The organism is Nocardia sp. NPDC051750 (assembly GCF_044453135.1).
Lineage (GTDB): Bacteria > Actinomycetota > Actinomycetes > Mycobacteriales > Mycobacteriaceae > Nocardia.
In genome coordinates, this window is the sequence record NZ_JBITCK010000005.1 from 574,486 (window position 1) to 596,778 (window position 22,293).

At 65.6% G+C, this 22,293-nt stretch carries 24 protein-coding genes; 14 read left to right on the top strand and 10 right to left on the bottom strand.

Translation table 11 applies throughout. The features are described 5' to 3' along the window. The first annotated feature begins 57 nt into the window (after positions 1–57). Together ACIA75_RS24525 and ACIA75_RS24530 are read left to right on the top strand one after the other, a co-directional pair. Positions 58–1,596, top strand: coding sequence for a bifunctional 3-(3-hydroxy-phenyl)propionate/3-hydroxycinnamic acid hydroxylase (locus tag ACIA75_RS24525; RefSeq protein ID WP_397107779.1), 1,539 nt, complete (start codon positions 58–60; stop codon positions 1,594–1,596). A 34-nt stretch (positions 1,597–1,630) separates the two neighbouring features. Next, positions 1,631–2,569: a VOC family protein gene (locus ACIA75_RS24530; protein WP_397107781.1), complete on the top strand. Its 939-nt coding sequence runs from the start codon at positions 1,631–1,633 to the stop codon at positions 2,567–2,569. A gap of 281 nt (positions 2,570–2,850) precedes the next feature. On the opposite strand, the gene ACIA75_RS24535 is transcribed toward ACIA75_RS24530, so the two are convergent. From ACIA75_RS24535 to ACIA75_RS24550, 4 genes are read right to left on the bottom strand one after another with little or no spacing between them, the layout of a single operon-like run. Then, a complete protein-coding gene (locus ACIA75_RS24535; RefSeq protein WP_397107783.1) occupies positions 2,851–3,822 on the bottom strand; it encodes a fumarylacetoacetate hydrolase family protein in 972 nt (323 codons plus the stop codon). Further along, positions 3,819–5,765: an acetoacetate--CoA ligase gene (locus tag ACIA75_RS24540; protein WP_397107785.1), complete on the bottom strand. Its 1,947-nt coding sequence runs from the start codon at positions 5,763–5,765 to the stop codon at positions 3,819–3,821. Before ACIA75_RS24540 ends, ACIA75_RS24535 begins: the two co-directional genes overlap by 4 nt. Beyond that, entirely contained in the window at positions 5,762–6,337 is a 576-nt protein-coding gene (locus ACIA75_RS24545) for a cupin domain-containing protein (protein ID WP_397107787.1), read from the bottom strand. The genes ACIA75_RS24540 and ACIA75_RS24545 overlap by 4 nt, the downstream gene beginning before the upstream one ends. After that, a complete protein-coding gene (locus ACIA75_RS24550) occupies positions 6,334–7,368 on the bottom strand; it encodes a fumarylacetoacetate hydrolase family protein (RefSeq protein ID WP_397107789.1) in 1,035 nt (344 codons plus the stop codon). The genes ACIA75_RS24545 and ACIA75_RS24550 overlap by 4 nt, the downstream gene beginning before the upstream one ends. A gap of 102 nt (positions 7,369–7,470) precedes the next feature. Here ACIA75_RS24550 and ACIA75_RS24555 point away from each other — a divergent pair, with 102 nt between their 5' ends. Next, positions 7,471–8,091 carry a TetR/AcrR family transcriptional regulator gene (locus ACIA75_RS24555; RefSeq protein WP_397107791.1) on the top strand — a complete coding sequence of 207 codons (621 nt, stop codon included), beginning with the start codon at positions 7,471–7,473 and terminating at the stop codon, positions 8,089–8,091. A gap of 127 nt (positions 8,092–8,218) precedes the next feature. Here ACIA75_RS24555 and ACIA75_RS24560 read toward each other — a convergent pair whose 3' ends face one another. The 4 genes from ACIA75_RS24560 to ACIA75_RS24575 form a co-directional block, all read right to left on the bottom strand. After that, the gene (locus ACIA75_RS24560; protein WP_397107793.1) at positions 8,219–8,449 is read right to left on the bottom strand and encodes a hypothetical protein; all 231 of its coding nucleotides are present in this window, start codon (positions 8,447–8,449) and stop codon (positions 8,219–8,221) included. Positions 8,450–8,593: 144 nt separating this feature from the next. Beyond that, positions 8,594–9,202 carry a hypothetical protein gene (locus ACIA75_RS24565; protein ID WP_397108030.1) on the bottom strand — a complete coding sequence of 203 codons (609 nt, stop codon included), beginning with the start codon at positions 9,200–9,202 and terminating at the stop codon, positions 8,594–8,596. A gap of 999 nt (positions 9,203–10,201) precedes the next feature. Beyond that, positions 10,202–10,651, bottom strand: coding sequence for a zinc-binding dehydrogenase (locus ACIA75_RS24570; RefSeq protein WP_397107795.1), 450 nt, complete (start codon positions 10,649–10,651; stop codon positions 10,202–10,204). A 173-nt stretch (positions 10,652–10,824) separates the two neighbouring features. Then, entirely contained in the window at positions 10,825–10,977 is a 153-nt protein-coding gene (locus ACIA75_RS24575; protein ID WP_397107797.1) for a hypothetical protein, read from the bottom strand. Between the two features lie 374 nt (positions 10,978–11,351). Between ACIA75_RS24575 and ACIA75_RS24580 the strand changes: the two genes are divergently transcribed. The 10 genes from ACIA75_RS24580 to ACIA75_RS24625 are packed head-to-tail and all read left to right on the top strand — an operon-like array spanning position 11,352 to position 19,911. Further along, the gene (locus ACIA75_RS24580; protein WP_397107799.1) at positions 11,352–12,644 is read left to right on the top strand and encodes an MFS transporter; all 1,293 of its coding nucleotides are present in this window, start codon (positions 11,352–11,354) and stop codon (positions 12,642–12,644) included. Positions 12,645–12,670: 26 nt separating this feature from the next. Then, positions 12,671–13,486, top strand: coding sequence for an alpha/beta fold hydrolase (locus ACIA75_RS24585; RefSeq protein ID WP_397107801.1), 816 nt, complete (start codon positions 12,671–12,673; stop codon positions 13,484–13,486). Further along, the gene (locus tag ACIA75_RS24590) at positions 13,483–13,881 is read left to right on the top strand and encodes a Zn-ribbon domain-containing OB-fold protein (RefSeq protein WP_397107803.1); all 399 of its coding nucleotides are present in this window, start codon (positions 13,483–13,485) and stop codon (positions 13,879–13,881) included. The genes ACIA75_RS24585 and ACIA75_RS24590 overlap by 4 nt, the downstream gene beginning before the upstream one ends. After that, positions 13,881–15,026 carry a thiolase family protein gene (locus tag ACIA75_RS24595; protein WP_397107805.1) on the top strand — a complete coding sequence of 382 codons (1,146 nt, stop codon included), beginning with the start codon at positions 13,881–13,883 and terminating at the stop codon, positions 15,024–15,026. The genes ACIA75_RS24590 and ACIA75_RS24595 overlap by 1 nt, the downstream gene beginning before the upstream one ends. 1 nt (position 15,027) lies before the next feature. Further along, positions 15,028–15,900: an IclR family transcriptional regulator gene (locus tag ACIA75_RS24600; RefSeq protein WP_397107807.1), complete on the top strand. Its 873-nt coding sequence runs from the start codon at positions 15,028–15,030 to the stop codon at positions 15,898–15,900. Continuing rightward, positions 15,897–17,108 carry a CaiB/BaiF CoA transferase family protein gene (locus ACIA75_RS24605; protein WP_397107809.1) on the top strand — a complete coding sequence of 404 codons (1,212 nt, stop codon included), beginning with the start codon at positions 15,897–15,899 and terminating at the stop codon, positions 17,106–17,108. Before ACIA75_RS24600 ends, ACIA75_RS24605 begins: the two co-directional genes overlap by 4 nt. Next, complete coding sequence (locus ACIA75_RS24610) at positions 17,105–17,842, top strand: alpha/beta fold hydrolase (RefSeq protein ID WP_397107811.1); 738 nt, start codon at positions 17,105–17,107, stop codon at positions 17,840–17,842. Before ACIA75_RS24605 ends, ACIA75_RS24610 begins: the two co-directional genes overlap by 4 nt. Continuing rightward, positions 17,839–18,594: an SDR family NAD(P)-dependent oxidoreductase gene (locus ACIA75_RS24615; RefSeq protein ID WP_397107813.1), complete on the top strand. Its 756-nt coding sequence runs from the start codon at positions 17,839–17,841 to the stop codon at positions 18,592–18,594. The genes ACIA75_RS24610 and ACIA75_RS24615 overlap by 4 nt, the downstream gene beginning before the upstream one ends. A gap of 23 nt (positions 18,595–18,617) precedes the next feature. Continuing rightward, positions 18,618–19,370: a glucose 1-dehydrogenase gene (locus tag ACIA75_RS24620; RefSeq protein ID WP_357239581.1), complete on the top strand. Its 753-nt coding sequence runs from the start codon at positions 18,618–18,620 to the stop codon at positions 19,368–19,370. Between the two features lie 22 nt (positions 19,371–19,392). Next, complete coding sequence (locus ACIA75_RS24625) at positions 19,393–19,911, top strand: type II 3-dehydroquinate dehydratase (RefSeq protein ID WP_397107816.1); 519 nt, start codon at positions 19,393–19,395, stop codon at positions 19,909–19,911. A gap of 575 nt (positions 19,912–20,486) precedes the next feature. On the opposite strand, the gene ACIA75_RS24630 is transcribed toward ACIA75_RS24625, so the two are convergent. Continuing rightward, positions 20,487–20,843, bottom strand: a complete 357-nt coding sequence (locus ACIA75_RS24630) for an SDR family NAD(P)-dependent oxidoreductase (protein ID WP_397107818.1) — start codon at positions 20,841–20,843, stop codon at positions 20,487–20,489. 110 nt (positions 20,844–20,953) lie between these two features. Between ACIA75_RS24630 and ACIA75_RS24635 the strand changes: the two genes are divergently transcribed. Beyond that, positions 20,954–21,292, top strand: coding sequence for a hypothetical protein (locus tag ACIA75_RS24635; protein WP_397107820.1), 339 nt, complete (start codon positions 20,954–20,956; stop codon positions 21,290–21,292). 15 nt (positions 21,293–21,307) lie between these two features. Here ACIA75_RS24635 and ACIA75_RS24640 read toward each other — a convergent pair whose 3' ends face one another. Further along, positions 21,308–22,126, bottom strand: a complete 819-nt coding sequence (locus ACIA75_RS24640; protein WP_397107822.1) for a mycofactocin-coupled SDR family oxidoreductase — start codon at positions 22,124–22,126, stop codon at positions 21,308–21,310. Positions 22,127–22,293 lie beyond the last annotated feature (167 nt).

Genomic DNA, 22,293 nt, shown 5'->3' on the forward strand with positions numbered 1-22,293 from the left:
GCATCGACGTAGAGTAGCAATTCGATACGATACGTTTAGTACACAAGGGAGTGGTTGGTGTCGTACCAATATGAAGTTGCGGTCATCGGCTGCGGACCCGTGGGAGCGACCGCACTGGCACTGCTGGGGCGTGCGGGGATATCGACGATCGGGATCGAACGGGAAACCGCAGCCTGGCCGCATGCCCGCGCCGTGCATTTCGACGGTGAAACGCTGCGGACCCTGCAGGGACTCGGCATCGGCGAGCAGGTCGCCGCGCTCTGCGAGCCGATGACCGGTTTCCGCATGGAGAACGAAGAGGGCGAAACCCTGGTCGAGGTGCCCACCGGTCAGTTCGGTGCACAGGCATGGCACGACGACCTCATGTTCCATCAGCCCGATATGGAGGCGCTACTGCGTAGCGAACTCGAGCGGTACTCGAATGTGGATCTGCGCACGGGCTTGACGCTCGTCGATTTCGCACAAGAGGGCGACGCAGTCCGGTGTCGGCTGGAGGATACCGACAGGGTTGCCGAGTCGATCACCGCCCGCTGGGTGATCGCGTGCGACGGCGCCAACTCCGCGGTCCGGCGCGGACTGGGAATCAAAACCGAAAAGATCGGTTCCGACGACCCGTGGCTGGTCGTCGACGGGATGTTGCGCAACAGCCCGGGCCTGCCCGGCACCATGACTTTCCTCGGACATCACACCCGGCCGGGTCTGTGGGTGCGACTGCCCGGCGAACGCGTCCGGATGGAATTCAAGGTCATGCCGGGCGACGACCACGAGGAGATCGTGACCCGGGAGGCCATCGAGCGCATCAGCCGTGGTGTCCTGCCCGTGACGCACTTCGAACCCGACCGCATCGCCATCTACACCTTCCGTGCCCGCGTCGCCGAGCAGTGGCGTTCCGGGAACGTATTTCTCGCGGGCGATGCCGCCCATCAGGCGCCGCCGCTTTTCGGCCAGGGTCTGTGCGCCGGAATGCGCGATGTCACCAATCTGGTGTGGAAACTGGCGGCGGTCGCTCGCGGCACCGCACAGCCGGATCTCCTCGAGACCTATGAGAGCGAGCGGCGGCCACATGCCCGCTACTGGGTGGAAAAGGCCGCCACCATGGCGCACCTGGTCCAGACCACAGATCCGGCGACGGCGGCCGGCCGCGATGCGCATATTCGCGACCATCCCGAAGACGTCTATCCGCCTCTTCCGGCCCTGGGGCCGGGACTGCACGCCGGGCCCGCCGATCCACACGCGGGGCAGCTGTCGAAGCAGCCGATGCCGGCCGGCGGGACACGTCTCGACGACATCGTGGGTCCGCGGTTCCTACTCGCCACCACTCCCGAACTGTTCGCCGAACTACCTGAGGTCAGGCGAAACGAGCTCGAGGCCAACCCTGAGATCGTGGTGCTGACTGCTCCGGAACAGATCCGCGAACTCCTCGCGTCGGTCGGTTCGGACGCCGTCGTCGTGCGACCGGACCGCTATCTGCTCGGCACCGCCCATACACAGGCAGAGCTGGAGCAACTGCTCGCCATCGTCCCCGCACTCGCTACTGTCCCGCGGCAGCCCGCCGGCGCGCCCAGTAGTGACCTCGTGACCGGTGCCACCAGCTGATCCCGGCATGCCGTACGTCCAAGGAGGAAAGCCCATGTCGTTCAGTCCCATCACCCATCTACGTCATGTCGATATCGCCGTACCCGATTTCGACAAACAGGTCGCCTTCTACACCGACAACTGGGGTTTGGTCACCACCGGTAGCGAGCGTGACGTCACCTACTTCGCCGCCGAAGGCTCACCCGAGCAGTACATCGTCCGGGTCCGCCGGGCCGCCGAGAAACGGCTCGACCTGATCGCGCTCGGTGCCGCCGATCGCGAGTCCGTGGACGCGCTCGCCGCACGCCTCGGCACCGAGGGCGTCACCCTGGTCAGCGAGCCGGGTGACCTCCAGACACCCGGCGGCGGTTACGGTTTCCGGTTCTTCGACCTCGAGGGCCGCACAGTCGAGGTATCGGCCGATGTCCAAACCCGACAGCACCGCAAGATCGAGGAAAAAGAAGACATCCCGGTGCGGCTGTCGCACGTAGTGTTCAATTCCCCCGAGCCGGAGAAGATGACGGCCTGGTACGAACAGCATCTGAACTTCCGGCTCTCGGACACGAATACGCATCCACGGATGGGCGGACTGTTCTGGTTCCTGCGCTGCAGCGACCAGCACCACAGCATCGCGATCTCCCGCGGCCCGCACACGGCGTTGAACCATGTTTCGTTCGAGCTGCGCGGTCTCGACGAATACCTGCGCGGAAGCGGACGACTGATGCGCGCCGGAATTCCCAAGATCTGGGGCCCCGGCCGCCACCGCGCCGGCGACAACACCTTCACGTACTTCCACGACCCCCACGGCAACACCATGGAGTACACCACCGAGCTCGCCACCATCGACGAGGACACCTGGCATCCAAGCATCTTCGATGTCACCGAACCGGAGACCTCCGACGTCTGGGGCATCGCCGAAACCGCGGACGAGTGGATCAGCAAGCAAATGTTCAACGACCCGGACAAGGGTGTGTTCGTCGCACCACCGATGTGAGGCGACATCGCGCGAGCGAAAGGGCGGGGTAGACGGAGGTCCGTCTGCCCCGCCCTTTCGCTGCTCTACCCGTGGGCACGGACGCAACCGTCGGTGGTGATCTGCGGGTGAGCCCTCCGCCCGGATCGGACGTCCGAGGACGGACCGCGGACGTCTTTGTGTGAACGCTTCGAGAAGACGCCGAAGCCCCGGGTTCATGTTTCGAACTCGGGGCTTCGAATCCGCCAGGAGTCGGCCGCCGGGTTGTTTCCGGCCCTATCCCCTGACGATGCCTTGCGCGTTCAGTCTTCGGTGCGGGCGGAGCGACAGACAGTACGCTGACTGCCCAGGCCGGTGATCTCGGCCTCCATCACGTCTCCGGACCGCAGGAAGCGACCGTGGTGAGAACCGTTACCGGCGGGCGATCCGGTGATGACCATATCGCCCGGCCGGAGCGTGGTGTAGCTGGAGATGTAGGAGATCAGCTGCGCGGGTCCGAACAGCATGTCACTGGTGGAACCCTTCTGCATGATGGTTCCGTTGAGGCGCAGCGTGATCTCCAGATCGAGCGGATCCGGGACGAATTTCGCGGGAGTCAGGTAGGGCCCGGTCGGGTAGAAGGTGGGCGAATTCTTCGCCCGCATCCAGTCGGTGCCCATCATGGGAATATCGCTTCTGCCCACCAGGGTTCGTGTGGTCAGGTCGTTGCAGATGGTGTAACCGGCGACCGCGTCGAGGGCCTGCTCCACGCTGACATCGCGTGCCGGGCGCCCGATGATCACGCCGAGTTCCAGTTCCCAGTCGTGGTTGTCACCGACCGCCGGCAAAATCACTTCGTCGTACGGGCCGCTGATGGCCGCCGGTACGCCGACCCAGACGTAAGGGTCGCCGTGTGCCGCGCGTTCATCGGTTTCCCGGGCGGCCTGCTCACGCAATTCCGCCTCGGTCGCCCCCGGAGTACCGATGCGGTGCGCGACGGTGATCTGGATGATGTGCTCACGGTAATTGGCGCCCGCGGCAAAGATCTGACCCGGTGGCTGTACCGGTGCCGAGACGTGGAGCTCCCCCACCGGACGGCCGTCACCGGTGACGCTGCCGGCCAGATGCTGTAACCGTTCGAGAGAGGCGTCCCAATCATCGAGCAGCGCGGCGACGGTCGCAGCGTGCGGCAAGGCGGTTTGCGTGTCGTACACGCGGCCGTCGACAACGATTCCGGGAAAGGGCGACTGCCCTTCCTCCGAGAACGTGCCGAGGGCGAATCTGGTCTCACTCATGGTGTCCTCACAGTGTGTCGGCGGTGCGCGAAGTCCTCGTATTCTCGGAGCAGGCCGCTGTCGTCGACGGCGCCGAGATCGACGACCGCCGTCAGCGGCGACCCCTGCAGCATGCGTTTGACAGGAACCTCGAGCTTCTTCCCGGTTCGGGTGTGCGGGATAGCGCGCATGAACACGATGTCGTCGGGCACATGCCGCGGCGACAGCGACGTTCGCAGTGACTCGCCGATCCGGGCCTTCAGTGCGTCCGGATCCGCACCGTCCATCGCGGCCACGAACAACACCATGTCGTAGTCGTCGGCGCCGAGCTCGGCGCCCACCACGAGCGCTTCACTCACCTCGGCGAAGTCCTCGACCACCCGGTAGATCTCGGCCGAACCGATCCGCACCCCTTGACGGTTCAACGTGGAGTCCGAACGACCACCGATCACCGAGCTGCCGTCGGTATCGAATTCGATGAAATCGCCGTGCCGCCACACGCCGGGGAACATGTCGAAATAGCTTTCCCGGTAGCGCTGATCTCCCGGATCGTTCCAGAAACGCAACGGCATGGACGGCATGGGCTCGGTAACGACCAGCTCCCCAGGTCTGCCGATAACCGGCGTGCCGTCGCTGTCCCACGCGGCGACTGCGACACCGAGAGCCGGCGCCTGCAACCTGGGTTTGCGCACCGGTAGTTCCGGGACACCGCCGACGAAGATGGATCCGATATCGGTGCCGCCGCTCATCGATGTCAGCCACATATCGTCGAAATTCTCGTACACCCAGTCGAAACCGGCTTCCGACAACGGTGACCCGGTGACCTGCAGTGTCTGCAACCGACCCTGCCGCGGTTCGAGTCCTGCCTTCGAACACGCGTGGATGTAGCCGGCGCTGAGCCCCAGGATATCGACACCGTGTTCGGCCGCGACCTGCCAGACCCGTCCCAGCTCGGGCCGGACCGGACTGCCGTCGAGCAGCACGACGGTCGCGCCGGCACCGAGCCCGGAGACCAGTGTGTTCCAGACGACCCAGGACGTACTGGCGACATTCATATAGCGGTCGCCACTGTGCATATCGCTGTGGAACCGCAGCATTTTCAGATGTTCCAGCAGCACTCCACCATGGCCGTGCACGATGCCTTTGGGAATACCGGTGGTGCCGGAGGAGAACAGCACCCAAAGCGGGTGGTCGAACGGCAGCTCGGCGAACTCCGGCTCGGCGGTCCCCGCGGTGACCGCACCCCAGGCGTGCACCGGTGTACCCACGGCCGGTTGTTCTCCCGGGCGCAGGTCCGCCACCCAGATCACCTGCTCGAGGTCCGGCAGCCGGGTGGCGACCTCGGTCATTTCGGTCGTCCGCGGGTGCTCGCGCCCCCCGTGCCGGTAGCCGTCGACAGCGATCAGCACGCGTGGGGCCAGCTGGGCGAACCGCGAAACGATCGCGTCGGTGCCGAATTCCGGTGAACAGACCGACCAGACGGCGCCGACCGCGGCACAAGCCAGCAGCCCGATCACCGCCTCAGCTCGGTTCGGTAGCACCGCGGCCACCCGATCCCCGGGACGGACACCCATCGACTGCAATGTTGCGGCCAACGCCGCGACCCGCTGGTTCAGCTCGATGCCGGTCACCGTGTGGGACCGATTGTCGTCGTCGACGACGACCAGCGCGGTCTCCGGGGCGTTCCGCAGCAGATGCCGGGCGTAGTTGACTGTCCGACCGGGAAACCACGCGCCCCCGATGATGTCGTCCGGAGCGATGGGTCCGGTAGCCGCGCCGCCGAGCTCGACCTGCTCGAAATCGGCCACAGCAGACCAGAACTGATCGGGTTCTTCAATCGACCACCGCCACAGATCCAGGTAATCGGCGTCGCGCAACTCGGCCCGGAGGCCGGACCTGAAACGGGTCAATTCGGCCGCGTCCACCCGTTGCCGAGTGGGCCGCCACACGACATCACCCGTCACGGCCCGCTCTCCTCGAACAACGGCAGCGAACCGATGAGGATGAAAGCCATGCGGCAGGGTTTGTCGCTGCGGTTGGACCACGAATGGCTGGTGCCGCGCTGCACGACCACATCGCCGGCCTTCATCAACCGTTCACCCTCGTCGGTCATCAGCCAGATCTCCCCGTCGAGCACGATGCCGTAGTCGAGGGAATCGGTGCGGTGGAACCAGAAGTGCCGGGAGTCCTCCGCGGCCGCCGCGCGCGCGTGTTCGCCGCCGAACTCGCTGAACATCGTCGTCGCCGCTGTTTCGCTGTACGCGGTATCCGGCGGAAAAGTGGCGACCCGGAATATGGTGCCGCCGGCCTTGGGATACATGGGTATCTGGGTCTCGGCGGTGGCCGCGTCGTCATTGCCGGCGTTGGAGATATCGCCGGGTTCGGTCTGCCAGGCCACGCTCGAACCGAAGCCCGGGACATCGTCGGAGAGGAAGATATTCGGGCACGGGCCGTCGGAGACGATGATGGAACGGCCGTGTTCGTCGTGCCCCGTGACGATCCGGCGCACGGGCGGTACGACGTGGTTGCCGGTCATCGGGCGATCTCCTCGGACTGTCCGGCGCCGAAGGGGTAAGGACGCGGCTCGGGCCACCACGGCGCGACCACGGGCTCGGCGCTCATCCGGTTGCGCAGGACACCGACGCCGCTGAGCTCGAGTTCGACGACATCGCCCGGCCGGAGTTTCTTGTCGATTTCCAGGGCGGAGCCGTTGGGCAGGGTGCCCGAACCGATGAGGTCGCCCGGCTGCAGAACGTCACCGATCGAGACATAGGCGAGCAGCTCGGCGGGCGTGTAGATCATTCCTTCGGCCTTGGTGCTGGTCCATTCCTCGCCGTTGACGCGAACCGATCCCGTGATCGCGTCGAAGTCGGCGATCTCGTCCATGGTGGTGATCCACGGGCCGATTCCGTAGGCGAAGTCCTTGCACTTCTGCGGGCCCATACCCATGCCCATCTCGGCTCCCTGCACGTCCCGCGCGCTGAAATCGTTGAAGATCGTCAGGCCGAACAACCGCTCCTGAGCCTCGCCAGGGGTGAGATTGCTGCCGTGCGCACCTACGATCAGCCCGATCTCGAGCTCGTAATCGACGAATTCGGAGAAGCCCGGATACGGCACTTCCTGATCATGGCCATAGCTCACCCCGGTCGACCCCTTGAAGTAGCCCGGCGTCTTGAACAGCTGAGGATTGGGCAGCCCACCGCCGACCTTCTCGTGGAACTGCTGCATATGCAGCGGAAAGGTCAGACCATCGCGGATTACCGGCGAATCCACTGCCGCCACCCAATCGACGTCGTCGACAGGCACTGACGCGTCGTCTCCGGCCCGGTCCACGGCCCACTGAGCCGCGTCGAGGAACGCGGGACCGGCTGCGATCGCCGCCGCCATGCTCGACGGAAAGTAGGCCGCCGCCAGCCGCCGCGCCGCGGCGGCCGAGGCCGAAGTGCCCTGGCGAGCTATCCGATAGGCCTGCGCCAGATCGATCACTCGCTCCCGCTCGGGCTCGACGGCCACGAGCCGGATCTGGTCACCATCGGGGGACGAACGGGAAATGCGGCCCAGCTTCATTACCAACTACCTCCATAGTATTCGAAACGTTTCGTATCGTATAAGACCAGTCTAGCGATGTCCATGCCATAAGTAGAGGTTGTTTCGCGCTATCATTCGCTGGTGGCTGTACGAAGCGAATCGAGTCGCCAAGCGATTTTGGACGCAACCATGGACCTCTTGGTCCGGGACCGTCGCCGGGCTACCACGGTGCAGAAGCTGACCATCGAGATGATCGCCAAACGCGCGAAGGTCAGCAAGGCGACGATCTACCGCTGGTGGCCCAACAAGGCCGCAGTCGTCATAGACGCCTTCATGGAGAGTCACCTCCCCCAGGTCCGCATCAACGAGGACCTACCGGTACGCGAGGCCCTGGAATCACACGTCAAAGCGCTGATCACGCGCTATGCCGGACCCCAGGGCCGGCTTATCGCGCAGATCATCGCCGAGGGCCAGTACGACCCCGCCACACTCGACGACTTCCGGACCCGGTTCTGGAACGATCGGTATGCCGCGGTGGACAAGCTGATTCGGCGCGGGATCGACGAGGGCATCTTCCGCTCCGATATCAACCCCGGCGATGCCGCAGAGATGATCTACGCTCCGATATACTTCCACCTGCTCATCGGGGTCGGACCACTCGACGAAGCCCTCGCCACCCGGCTCGTCGAACAGGCCGTCCGTGGCCTCGCGGCGCACCTGCCGGAAGCGGGGAATGAGCACGGCCGCCATGGCGCCGCGTAGATTCCGGGGCAAACCAACGGGTTTGATGAGCTCGGTGAACGCAATCTCGCGGATACGGTGGATGTCGGCCGACCCGGCTTGGTTGTTCGCCTGCTTCGCCAACATCTGACGGCACGCGCGTCGACCACTATCCAGGTCCGTCGCGCTCGACGGCAGCGAAGCGAGTGAGGAGCCCACCGAGATCGCCACCACCAGCGAGCTCCTGGCCGAGCACGACACCGCTTTCGAGCGCCATGACCCCACCGGCGCCGAGATGTGCACACATGGTGTGCATCGCATCGCCGAGGGCACGACCCGGGCCGGAATGCCAGGGCGCCGCGCTCTGGTCAAGCCCCGGCCAGCAGAGAGGTACCGGCATCTCGGAGCATGATTCGGTAGACCACGCTGGCGGTTTGGCGTTTCAGGCATCGCAGCGCCGCCCTTGTGGACTGATGCCCGACACAATATGAACCAGGCCTGCGGGTCCGTGTAGCGCTCACTCGATACTTTGCGTACCGGGCTATCACGGCCTCGTTGCGGATCGGATCGGCCAGTGTGGGTTCGTCCGTCCGCTCGCCGATCTCTCCCAGCCGGTGGCGATCGGGCCACGCCTCGGCAGCGGTTTCCCTGAGGTTTCGTAGCCAGACAACTTCCAGGAATTCAGTCTCGAGCCGGTGATTGGCCAGGCGCCATACGTAGGATGCCAGGAGATGACATCGTTCTGGAAGCGCGCCAGCTGACCTAGGCCGTCAGGGAGAGTGCGTTTGCGGTCTTTAGCGAGGTAGGCGTTCCTCACAATCCGAACGCATCTGGCCCGGCACGACCGTGGGTTTCGGGTTCTGGGCCGGGCTCCACTGCTGCGGATCGACTTGTCCCCGGAGCCGTCCGGCGCGCACGAGCCAGGTGCGGGCACCCGAGTAGACGGGGCAGTCAGCGCGGGCGCGGGTGTCGACGGCGACGCCGGTGGTGGCGGCGGTGGTGGCGGCGGGGGCGCCTGCGGTGCCGGTGGAGGCAAGGGCGAGGTCTCCGACGATTCCGGAGTGAGTGTAGGTGATTCGCTCGGTTCTCCCGTGCCCGGTTGCGCGGCAACAACACCGCCCCCGGTCACCACCAACACCACCAACACCACCATCGCGGCCACGCCCGCGCGAACACGCCTTCCACGCCGTAGCGGAGCGGTCGAATCGACCCGCAGACACTCTCCTCATCCCGCAGCCGGTTCTTCACTACAGCCTCGCCAGTCAAACACCAGACTCAGGACCGAACTTCCCCCGTCCTACCCGGTCCACAGGCACATAAAGAGAGCCCGCGTCGAATACTGTTGCCGAACAGCACCTTTAGACGCGATACCAGCGAGTTCTACCTCGAAAGGGGCCCGGCCGAACGATGTCCACTGATTCAACGCCGGCATCGGCTGCCCGATCCCGACGGTGCCGCGGTTGATTCGTCGTCCCGCCCCACTGATCACGCTCTACACGCTGCCGCCTCCTGCCTCCCGACGAAATAGCTCACAGTCGGCGAGGACACCCCCGTGGGGAGCGGGAATTGAGGTTTCCGGCACCCGCAGCGCCACGATAGGGGTTCGCCGCCCCGAAATGATACATACGCGAGTCGGCTCTCAGGACTGTCTCAGCTGAACCCGACTTGCGCCCCCACGCTACTGACCTGCACATATGGTTCGAGCAATTGATGCTCACACCAAATAACTGCAGGTAGAAGGCAGAGAGATATGTGTCCGGAGGGGAACCGACCCAAAACCCCGCGCTTGTACATCGCACGGTGCTGCGGCTGCCGTAAACCACAGGATCAAGTCCCGGATGCCGAGTCGGCGACACCGGCACAAACCGCCAGACCGTGTCGATCTCAACATCGACTACTGCCCGGATGGCTGCGGTCGGCATCGTCTACTCGACCTACGTCACCGGCTCGGGAGAACCCAGCGCCTGGAACGGCAGCGGCAGCCTGATCGAGAAGCAAATTCGCCTTGTCGTAACCGGTGCCCGCCCGAAGCCTCCACTGCAAGGACCGAATCGCTTCGGATTCATGCCGGAAAGGGACCCGAAAAATCTCTCCACGTCTGTACACCGGCTCGCAACCTGTGACTCCCAAACCGGGCGGTGGATGCTTTCGCTCAGATCTGTTGTGTCACTTCGAGCACGATCTTGCCGACGTGGGCGTTGTCGGCCAGCCCTTCCTGCGCCTCCAGTACCTGGCTCCAGGCGTAGGTGCGGTCGATAACGGGACGCAGGGTGTCGGCGTTGGTTTCCAGATCGACTGTTCGTGATGCTCGGGCGATGGCGAATTTTTCTTCGTCGCTGCGGGTCCGGAAGGTCACGCCGATCAACTCGACGCGTTTGCGGGCGAGTTCTTCCATATCCAGTGTGCCGGTGGCACTGCCGAGGCGGCCGACACCGACGATGTGACCTTTGATGGCCGCCGCATGGAGGTTGTCTTCGAGGTAGGGGCCGTCCAGAACCCGCGCATGCGTGCGGGAACGCGTGGTGCCGTAGACCCGGCCCGCGCCGAGCATCCTCGCCAGCTGGATTGCCTGGGTGTCCACGCCCGACGCAGCGGCATGCACGAGGACGGCTTCTCCGGCTCCACACGCCCGGCTGTGACCAGCGCATTGCGTTCGGTCATCAATGCGCTGATGGCGGCAGCACCGTCAACGAAAGACCGGCCCTCGGGACCGGCACCACGGCCGGCACGATGACTCGTTCGGCCAGACCACCGGGCGCCATGGCCATGACGCGATCACCGGCGGTGATCCCCGGTGACATCGGCGGCGGCGACCTCGACGACTTCGCCGCATGCGTCCAGGCCTGCGGCCGCCGGCCCCTCGGCGTTGCCGGGTGTGTGGGTACCGGCGCGGATCGACGGCCAACTGGAACCGGGTCGGCCGACCATCCGGTGTGCTTCTGCGGAAGCGGGCAATCACCGTGCCCGGGTTCCCGTCGACAGCGACGGGCGACTGACGGCTCCGGACTGGGTTACCGAGGAACACTGGGCACCAGCGCCGGTCGGCGAAGCCACACGGCAAACGGAACGGGCGGGAGCATCGGGTAGGCACCGGGCCGATCCCCGACGGCAAACCACATTTCCCCTGGTGACGACCCACGAATGCGGCACGCGCTACCAGAAGCATTTGCGTTCTGTGTGACCTGCGTCGTATGGTCGAGCCCTGAGCGGAATTCGATTCCACTCAGCGGAATTTTCCCTGGTGCGGTTTCCGTACTTCTCGACACTCCTCGCTCAATCCGGAGGTACCCGTGGCGTCACCGATGACGGCCGACACAGCAGTTCCACCACGCGCTCGATGGTGGCGAGTCGGTGTCCTGCTGTTCCTCATCTACCTGGTCTGCTACGCAGATCGATCGAATATCAGCGTCGCTGTGCCGGACATGGTCGAACATCTGCGACTGTCCGGGACGATCACCGGCGTCGTCCTGTCGGCGTTCTTCTGGGGCTACGTGATCACCCAGGTCCCGGGTGGTTTCCTGGCCACGAAGGTCGGCCCGAAACAGGTCATCATCGTGTCGCTGGTCGTGGTGGGTGTCGCTGCCTGCGCCACAGGTTTCGCACCCAACCTGCCGGCACTACTGGCCATCCGCTTCGCGATGGGCCTCGCCGAAGGCGCGGTGTTCCCCTCGTTCGCGGTGATGTTCGTGCGCTGGTTCCCGGGCCGGGAACGCGGTCGGGCCGTCAGCCTCACACAGTACGCACTGCCGCTGTCCTCGGCCCTGATGGCGCCGATCGCCGGCTGGATGATCGATACCTGGCACTTCCAGACGATGTTCGTGCTACAGGGCATTCCGGCGCTGATCCTGGCCGCGGTGTTCTATCTGCTCGTGCCGAACGACCCCGCCGAGGACAAACGCTTGGACCCGGCCGAACTGCGGCTCATCCTCGCCGAACGCGATGAGGAGACCAAACCGGAATCCGGGCTGCTCAAGGCCCTGGCCCGGCCCATCGTCGCCGGATTGTGCGTGACGTACTTCCTCTGGATCACCGGGATGTACGCCTTCGGGCTGTGGCTGCCCACGCTGATCAAGGAGATCTCGTCCAATGGCATCGAAGCGGTCGGCTGGCTCACCGCGATTCCGTACGCGTTCGCTACGGTCGCGATGTACTTCAACTCGCGCTGGTCGGACAAGACCTCGTTGTCCCGCGGCTGGATCATCGCAACCTCGCTGAGCGTGGCGGGCCTGGCGATCCTGGCTCAGCACTACATCAGCGGCGGGGTTCTGTGGCAGATGATCCTGCTGTGCGTGGCCGCGGTCGGCCTCTACTCGTCGTTCGGCACGTGGTGGACCTGGGTGCTGAGTCAGGTGCCGCGTAACCAGGCCGGTCCCTCGGTGGGGTTGGTCAACTTCGTCGGCAACTTCGGCGGCATCGTCGGACCGATCGTGGTCGGCTGGGCTGCGGGGGGCGATTCGCTGGCGGGCGGTTTCTACGTCCTCGGATTCGCGCTGATCGCGAGCGCGGCCGTCGCCGCCGTCCTCGCCGCCCGCGGGTACGACCGGAGTCCCGAACTCGAGGGCGCCGGCGATCACCAGCTGGTGTCCGAGAAGTAGAGCAGCCGACCGAAAGCAGGAGACCATTGACCCCGCCCCCCGAAACGGTCCGTGACACCGGGCCGGCCGACGGATCCGCCGTGGTGCTACTGCACTCACTGTTCTTCGACGGATCAATGTTCGACGCGCTCGTCGCCGAACTTCCGGCACGGCACCGCTACATCCGGCCCGATCTGCGGGGCCAAGGTTCGTTCACCGGTAGCGGCCGGGCGCCGACCATGGATGTGCTCTTCGACGACGCCGTAGCGCTCATCGAATCCCGGTGTAACCGGCCGGTTCACCTTGTGGGTAGCTCCATGGGAGCCTATGTCGCGTTGCGCGTGGCCTCCCGGCGCCCGGACCTGCTGGCCTCCTGCACTCTGCTCGGCGCCACCGCGGAGGCAGAAGCCCGGCCGGAGATTTTCCGGGCGCTCGAAACCGCGGTACGCGGCAACGAGCCGGATATTGTGGCCCGGATCGAACACACCATGTTCGGTGATGTGTTCCTGGGCGATACAGCCCGGTCGGCCACCCGGCGGCACTGGGCACAGGTGTTCGCCGCGCATGTACCCGAGGTGGCGGACGCGCTGCACGGCGTCTACACCCGTCCGGCAATGGTCGCAGAACTGGCCGCGATACCGCTGCCGCTGCTGCTCGTCGCCGGCGAACTCGATCGCGCGAAACGGCCCGCCGATATGGCGGCCATCGCAGATCGAGTCCCGGGCAGTCGTCTCGTCGTCCTCGAGACCGCGGGTCACACCCCGGTCATCGAGGAGCCCGCCGCGATCGCGCGAGAACTCGTGTCGTGGTGGGCCACCCCACCGAATTCACCCCATCCAGACAACGGAGGTCGGAAGTCATGACCCTGCTCGAACCGCTCCACGACCTCGACGAGGTGGTGGCCCTGACTCCGGACAGGACCGAACTGCTGGGAAGTCACTGCGATACCTGCGAATCCCGGTTCTTTCCCCGCCGGCAACTGTGCTTCGAATGCGGCGCCGACACCGTGCGCGACATGGGGCTGGGCCGCACCGGAATCCTCTACTCCTACACGCGAGTCGAGCTCTCCTCCTCCCGGATCACGCCGTACACGCTCGGCTACATCGACCTCGACAGCGGTACGCGGGTGCTCGCGGATATCTCGGTCCCCGAAGACCGGCTCGTCCCGGACCTGCCGGTGACGCTGACAACAGCAGCAGACGGCACGTGGAGCTTCGGCCCGGCCGAGAACCCCGCAGACGGAACGGACGAGAACTGATGAACGACGCATTTGTGGTATCCGCAGCGATGCTGCCGATGGGTAAGCACCTCAGCTCGGGATATGCGGGCCTGGCGGCCCCGCCGGCCCGGCAGGCCGTCCTCGACGCCGGGGTCGAGCGCGGCGATATCGACGCCGTGTTCTGCGGACATGCCTTCGGCGGCATGCTGACCGGCCAGCGGATCGCCAAGGAACTCGGTCTCGGCGGTATCCCGATCGTCAATACCGACAACGCCTGTTCCGGTGGCGCGACGGCACTGCACTTGGCCCAGAAATCGATCGCGGCGGGCGAGCACGACATCGTCCTGGTGATCGGCGTCGACAAGCTCACCCAGTTCGGTGGCGGCACACTACCGCTGGTGGCCGAGGACCCCGAGGTCCGGCAGGGCATGGTCATGCCCGCGGTGTACGCGATGCGGGCCCGGCGCTACCTCTACGAGCGAAAGGCCGAACCCGCCGATCTGGCACAGGTGAGCGTGAAGGCCCGCCGGCACGGCGTGCTCAATCCCTACGCGCAGTTCCAGAAGGAAGTCGACGTCGAGAAGGTGCTGTCCTCCCGCGTCATCGCCGACCCGCTCACGCTGCTGCAGTGCTGCCCCACCGGCGACGGTGCCGCTGCTGTCATGGTCGTCTCGGAGAAGGTGTTCCGCACTATGAACAGACCGGGGATGCGGATCAGTGCGTCGGTACTGCATTCGGGCACCGCGACCAGCGGCGCCCGGAACATGCTGCGACCGGAGATCTCCTACCACTCGGCCCGGGAAGCCTACGCCCAGGCGGGGATAACCGCCGCCGATCTCGATACCGTCGAGCTCCACGATGCCTTCAGCATCGCCGAGCTCGTCTATTACGAGGCCCTCGGCCTGTGCCCGGAAGGCGAGTCGCTCGAACTGCTGCGTTCCGGCGAAACCACGTTCGGCGGTTCTGTCGTCGTCAACCCCAGTGGGGGCCTGCTCTCCAAGGGACACCCGGTGGGTGCCAGCGGCGTCGCGCAAGTGGTGGAGATGTTCTGGCAGCTGACCGGTGCCGCCGGTGAACGGCAGGTGCCGGGCGCGAAAATTGCTCTGACACACGTCACCGGCGGAGGGATCTCCGGCTTCGACCACGGGGCCTGCGCCGTACACATTTTCGAGCGAGCGGACTGATATGGCGACCGACGACGCGAGCAACGGCGAGAACGGCAACAAGAACAACGGGCAGAAGCAGGACAATTCGGCAGCGGGGACGGTGAAACGCACCGTCCGTATGCTGGCCGCGCTCGCCGACCTCGGCGGCGAGGCCGGTGTCGGCAAGATCGCTGACCATATGGCGCTGCCCGCCTCGACCGTGCACCGGTTGCTGAAGATCCTCACCGAGGAAGGTGTGGTGGTTCGCGATCCGGATACACACAATTACTCGATCGGTGCCGAGCTGTACCGGATCTCGTCGCGCGTCACTGCCCAGGTCGATATCACCGCGATCGTGCGGCCGTATCTCGAGGCCGTGGCGAACACCTTCGACGAGACGGTGATCTTCGGCATCTACATGCCTGCGAACAAGGCACTCTCTTTCACAGCCCGCGCGGACGGCGCCCAGTTGCTCCGCTATCGCATCGAACTGCACCGTCCGCTCTCGCTCGTCTGGGGCGCCTCGGGTAAAGCCGTACTGGCACAGCTCGACAGCGCCACGGTCGCCGATGTGCTCGAACACGAGCGCGGGCTCGCCGGCGGCGGCCGCGCGCCCGGCTCGGCGGCGGAACTACCCACCCTCGACGAACTCGAGCGCGACCTACAGGCAGTGCGTGCAGCGGGTTACGCCATCAGCGAGGGCGAGAAGCTGCCGCAGGCACGTGGTATCGGCACACCTGTCTTCGACGCCCGAGGCGTGGTCGGGTCCATCACGCTCACCTCACCGAAGGATCGGCTCCCACACGGTGAGATCAGCACCATCGCCGCCGCGCTCATCGATGCCGCCCAGTCGATATCGCGCGACCTCGGTTCCACCGCAGCGAATTTCCGTCCAGGAGTTGTTTCACCATGACGCCGTCCCGTTCACCGCTAGAGGGCCTGAAGGTTGTCGATCTCACGACCTTCCTCTCGGGTCCCTTCTGCACGCAGGTACTCGCCGATATGGGCGCCGAGATCATCAAAGTCGAAGCGCCGTCCGGTGATTCGAGCCGATCCATCCCGCCGCATTTCATCGACGGCGACAGCGCCTACTACCTCGGGAACAACCGGAACAAGAAGAGTATCGTCGTCGACCTCAAATCCGCTGCGGGCCTGGCCGTCCTGCGCGATCTGATCGCGCAGGCCGACGTGGTGGTGGAGAACTACCGGCCCGGAGTAAGCGCGCGGCTCGGTTTCGATCCCGCCGAGATGCGGCGCCGCCATCCGGCACTTATCTGGGCGTCCATCAGCGGTTTCGGCCAGACCGGGCCGTGGAAGGAGCGACCGGCCTACGACATGATCGTCCAGGCGCTCTCCGGCGCGATGAGCCTCACCGGCGAACCGGGGCAGCCGGCGGTCCGCCTCGGCATCCCCGCGGGGGATGTTGTGGCGGGTATGTACGCCGCCATCGGTATCTGCGCGGCGGCGGCTTCCCGGGCGGTGGACGGCCAGGGCGATCACATCGATGTGTCGATGCTGGACTCGCTGATCTCCCTGCTGTCCTATCAGGGTGTCTACTCGATGATCAGTGGCCGGGCACCCGCCCCGCAAGCCGCCCGGCACGACTCCATCCCGACCTACCGTTCGTTCGTCGGTGGCGACGGCCGTGAACTCGTCGTCACCGCGAACACCGACCGCATGTGGCGTGCGATGTGCGATGTTCTGGGACTTCCGGAGCTCACCACTGATCCGCGGTTCGCCGATCAGCGTGCCCGGCTGGCGAACAAAATCGACCTGTGGGGGCTGTTCGAGCGCGCGTTCACCGAGCGCAGCGCGCTGGAATGGGTGGAGTTGCTCCAGGCTGCGGGTGTTCCGGCGGCGTTGATCACGAATGTGCCCGAGGCACTGGCCGAGGCCCGCACGGCCGGTCGCGAGATGGTACTCGACCTCGATGACAATCGGGGCAATTCGGTCTCCGTGCTCGGTAATCCGATCAAGTTCCTCGACTCGCCGATGGTCGAGCCTGCCTACCCGCCGACGCTGGGGGCGGATTCGGCCGAAATACTTGCCGAATTGGGCCGGACCGCCGCCGAGATCGATGAACTGCTGTCCTCGGGGGCCGTCTCCGCGGGTTCGCGGTGAGTACTCCGACCGTGGTCGCGCTGCATTCGCTCGGGCTGGATTCCGGGTCCTTCGATGCGTGGGCGCATGCGGTATCGCCGCGATACCGCTGGGACGGTGAGGATCTCGCCGGCCACGGCTCCCGGGCCGGACTGCGAAACGCCACGCTGGCCACGATGGCACGTACGGTAAGCAACCGTATCAGCGCACTCGACGGCGTACATCTGGTCGGCCATTCGCTGGGCGGGGCGGTCGCCGCCCTGGCCGCTGCGGCCGCACCACCCGGGGCGGTGCGTTCGCTGATCCTGATCGCTACACCACCGCAGGGTTTCCCATCGTTCGCCGAACGCGCGGAGCCGGTGGCCGCCACAGGTTCCATGGCACCAGTGGTCGAACCCACGCTGCACCGCTGGTTCGATCCCGCCCAGCTGGCAGCCGATACTCCGTCCATACGGTACTGCCGCGACCGGCTGACCACCCTGCCGCCGAACACCTGGATCACGGCGTGGCGCTCGTTCGCACAGTTCGGCGGCTATGCCGAACTCGGCGCCGCGCTGCCGCCGACCCTCCTGATCTCCGGCGCGGCGGACCAGTCCACATCACCCGAGCAGGTCGGAGCCATTCGACCGCATGTTCCGAGGGCGGTCGGCCACGAGATCGTCGCCGACGCGGGTCACATGCTGATCTTCGATCACGCGGACGAACTCGCCGCCCTCTCGTGCCGGTTCTGGCAGACAATGGAGGAGCAACAGTGACTACCAATCACAGCGGCCGCATCGTGGTCGTCACCGGCGGAAACGCCGGCATCGGCCGCGCGTGCGCCCAGGCGTTCAGCACTGCGGGCGCGCTCGTCACGGTGCTCGACCGCGACAAAGCCACCGACCTACCCGACCGTGTCCGGGCCCATCGGGTGGACGTCACCGACGACGCCGCCGTCGAGGCCGCGATCGACGCGATCGGCGCCGAACACGGCCGCATCGACGTACTGGTCAACAATGCCGGGGTCAGCGGTGTCGGCACCATCGAGGACGGCACCCTCGACGACTGGAACAGGCTCTGGGATATCAATGTGCTCGGTTACGTCCGGGTCACCCGCGCCGCGCTCCCCCACCTGCGTCGATCGTCCGCCGCGGCAATCGTCAACATGTCCTCCTGCACCGCCGCATCGGGCTTCCGGCAACGCAGCGCGTATTCGGCGACCAAGGGCGCGATCGAGGCACTCACCCGGTCCTCGGCGGCCGATCTCGTCGCCGAGAACATCACCGTCAACGCGGTGAACCCGGGCACGGTCGACACCCCGTTCATGGCCGAACTCGCCGCCCGCGCCGACGACCCCGCCCAGCGACGCCGCGATTACGAGAGCCGCCAGCCCACCGGCCGGATGGTCGCCCCGGCCGAGGTCGCCGCCGCGGTGCTCTACCTCGCCGACCCGGTCAACCGTTCCTCCGTCGGGACCGTGGTCACGGTCGACGGCGGTATCGCAAGCCTGCATATCACCCAGGCCTGAAACCCTCTAGAAAGGATCCAATCATGTCGGAACAGCGCACGGTGATCATCACCGGAGCCGGCCAGGGTATCGGCCGACGGTACGCCCTCGAATTCGCCGCGGACGGTGACGCCGTCGTCATCGCGGATCTCAACGGTGAGAAGGCGGCCGCGGTGCAGGCCGAGGTCGAGGCGGCCGGCGGGACGGCGCTCGCAGTGACCACCGATGTCGCCGACAAGGGCAGCGTCGATGCCATGGTCGCCGCTGCGGTGGCGAAGTTCGGCACTATCGATGTGCTGATCAACAATGCCGCCATCTTCTCCACCCTGGTGATGAAGCCGTTCGACGAGATCGATATCGACGAATGGGAGAAGGTCTTCGCCGTGAACTCCCGCGGGACCTTCCTGTGTGTGCAGGCCGTGGCCCCGTACATGAAGGCTCAGAAATCCGGCCGTATCATCAATATCTCGTCGTCGGTGGTGACCACCGGCCGCGCGAACTACGCCCACTATGTCGCCTCGAAGGGCGCGGTATCGGCACTGAGCAAATCGCTGGCCACGGAAATGGGCGAATACAACGTGACCGTCAATGTCGTCAGCCCGCACGGCATCGTCACCGAGATCCCGCGTGGCACCATCACCGACGACCAGTGGGCCGGGATCCTGGCCGAGCAGGCCATCAAGCGCAAGGGTTCGGCCGAGGACGTCGTGGGAGCGGTGAAGTTCCTGGCTTCCCCGGGCGCCGGCTACATCACCGGGCAGACCCTGCTGGTCGACGCCGGCCTCCGCTACACCTAGACGCCACGCAGAAAGGATTCTCATGTCCCATTCGATCAAGCGGGTGAGCGATAAACGTCATCGGATCGCTGTCATCGACGGTCCGAACATGTCGAACCTGGGCGCCCGCAGCAAGAAGGTCTACGGCGCGATCGCGAGCCTGGACGACCTGAAAGCATTCGTCGCCGGTTTCGGCAGCGATCTCGGCGTCGAGGTGTCGACCTTCTCGTCCAACTACGAGGGCGCGATCCTCGAGTTCATCCACGAATCGGCCGAACAGGTCGACGGGTACATCATCAACCCGGCGGGGCTCACCACCGTGGGAGAAGCGGTCCGCCACGCCCTCGAAGAAACCACCAAGCCGGTGGTGGAGGTCCATTTCTCCAACATCACCGCCGGCGCGGGCGGCGCCCGGGGCCTCGGCGGTGGGGCGATCCAGTCCACGCTCACCCACACCGCCACCGGCATGTGCATGGGCCTACGGCAGTACTCCTACATCGGCGCACTCACCGCCCTGGTCCTGTCACTGGACGACGCGAGTTTCCTCGGCGCGCAACCGTAGGCCCGGACAGACGACCGGCCTCAGCGGGTCGACGACGCCACTCACCTCAACCGCAGTTGCCGATGATGAGGGAACTGCGGCCGGGGCGAGTGGCGTACCGGTCGACCGGTGAAGCACACGCCACGCCCGCAATAACCACCGAGCACGTCGCTGGGGACTGTAAACACAACAAATCGGACAAATCCGCTTCTGAACAGCGGCTACGAGCTCGGCCGTCGCCCTGGCACCATGTCGCTATGGCGCGAGGACGGCGTACACCTGACCGGCCTCGGCGAACATCTCCTCGCCGAACAGACGCTGCGGCGACTCCTCACCCGGCTGCCGGAACCCCGCCGATGAGACCGGCAGATCGGCCGCAGATAGTGCGCAAACAGCAAGGCCCATCGTCAGGGGTGGACGGTGATCCACACCTCGCCCGCCCGCACCGTGGACTACGACAAACGGAACAACCCGCTTGATGGTCTCGGTGCCCTCCTCCTAGCATTCGATGCAATCGAACACCCGGAACCAGCAAAGTTGCTGATATAGAGGGATACAGCGGGCAAGACAGCGCACCGCAGGACTGCCGGGCAGGGTTACACGGTGCTGCCACCATCGGCCAGCAATGTGCTGCCGGTCATGAAAGCGGACAGATCCGAAGCACAGAACAGGACGACACGGGCGATATCGTCGGGAACACCCAGACGTCCGATCGGGCTGGTCAGCATGAGATGGGTCGAGGCGTCGGGCGCCGGTGCCGCAGCTGCCGCCGCCGCCAGCATATTGCCTTCGGTGGGGATATAGCTCGGTGCGACGCCGAGGACACGGATATCGAGTGGGGCGAGTTCGAGGGACAGTTCCCGGGTGAGACCGCGGGCGGCGTGTTTCGATCCGACGTAGGCGGCGAGACCTGGCGCGCTGCCGCGGAAGCCGGCGGTGGAGATGATGTTCACAATCACGCCCCCCCGCGCCGATTTCCGACATGCGCCGGGCCGCCTCGCGCGCGCCGAGAAAGACGCCGCGGGCATTCACCGCGAATACCTGGTCCCATACCTCTTCGGTCATGTCGAGCAGGGGCACGCTGGGGAAGACACTCGACAACCCCGCCTATCAACGCAATTGGCTGGCGCTGGCCATCGCGGCAACCGACCCCGCCCACCCCGCGCACGAGTTCTTCGTCAGCCGGCGTGAACGGATGCGGACCCGCTTCAGCGGTAGCCCACTGCCCACATCACGGGACAGCGCTTACCTGTCGGCGGACGAGAAGGTGACTCTCGTGCTTTCACTGAACGACGGTCTGCGCATCCAATCTCGCCTCGACCCCGGACGCGAGCTACTCCACTTGCTGGAGGTGTTCATGACATTGGTCATCAGCCCCGCACATCCGGATACCGGCGCCTGACAAGCCCGTCCGTGACTACCGCTTGTTCAGTTGGCCCGCATCGACGGCAACGACCGAGCCGGTGACATAACGCGCCTCATCGGATACCAGCCAAGCAATGGCATTCGAGACGTCGAGTGGTTCCACCAGGTCTACCGGCATAGCGTTGGACAGCGCCCGCGCCAGTGCCGGATTGCGTTCCATTATCCCCTCCAGATTCCCGTCAGCGGCCATCGGCGTACGGACGGCGGTCGGGGCCACACTGTTCACCCGGATACTGTGCGGTGCCAGATAATTCGCCCACGACCGCATCAGTCCGACCACACCGTGTTTGGCCGCGGTATAGCCGAGGAAACCGGCCGTGGGGATGCCGACTCCGGTCAATCCACCGGTGGAGCTGGTCAGCACGATCGCCCCGCCCTCGCCACGCTCGACCATGGACGGAATCGCCACGCGACCGGTGTTCCATACTCCGGTCAGGTTGACGCCGATCACCTCGTCCCACTCCTGCTCTTCCGGCGCCGCTGCACCTCCGGCCCCTATTCCCGCGTTCGCCAGCACGATGTCGACCGGCCCCAGCTCCGCTACACCTTCCCCGAACACCTTTTTCAGCGCTGACACGTCACGGACGTCGGCTTGCCGGGCGACGATGCGCCTACCCAGTTTCTCGACCTCGGCGACAGTCTGCTCGAGCTCTTCGGCGGTGCCCATCGAGTACTGCACCGTCGCCAACTGGGCGCAGATATCCACGGCGATGATATCGGCGCCTTCCGCCGCCAGCCGGACCGCGTGACTGCGACCCTGCCCGCGAGCGGCGCCGGTGATGAACGCGACCTTGCCGTCCAACTTTCCCATTGTGTCTCCTTTGATCCTCATGTACTACCTTCGTGGAGGTGTTTCCGGGCCGTATATGTCAGACCCGCTCCGGGCCGCCGCTGGCCGTGTGCCATCGGCACCTTCCACAGCTACGGTGGCCACATCCGGCCTTACTCAGAACTGGCTGTCTCCCAGCGCTTCCCACT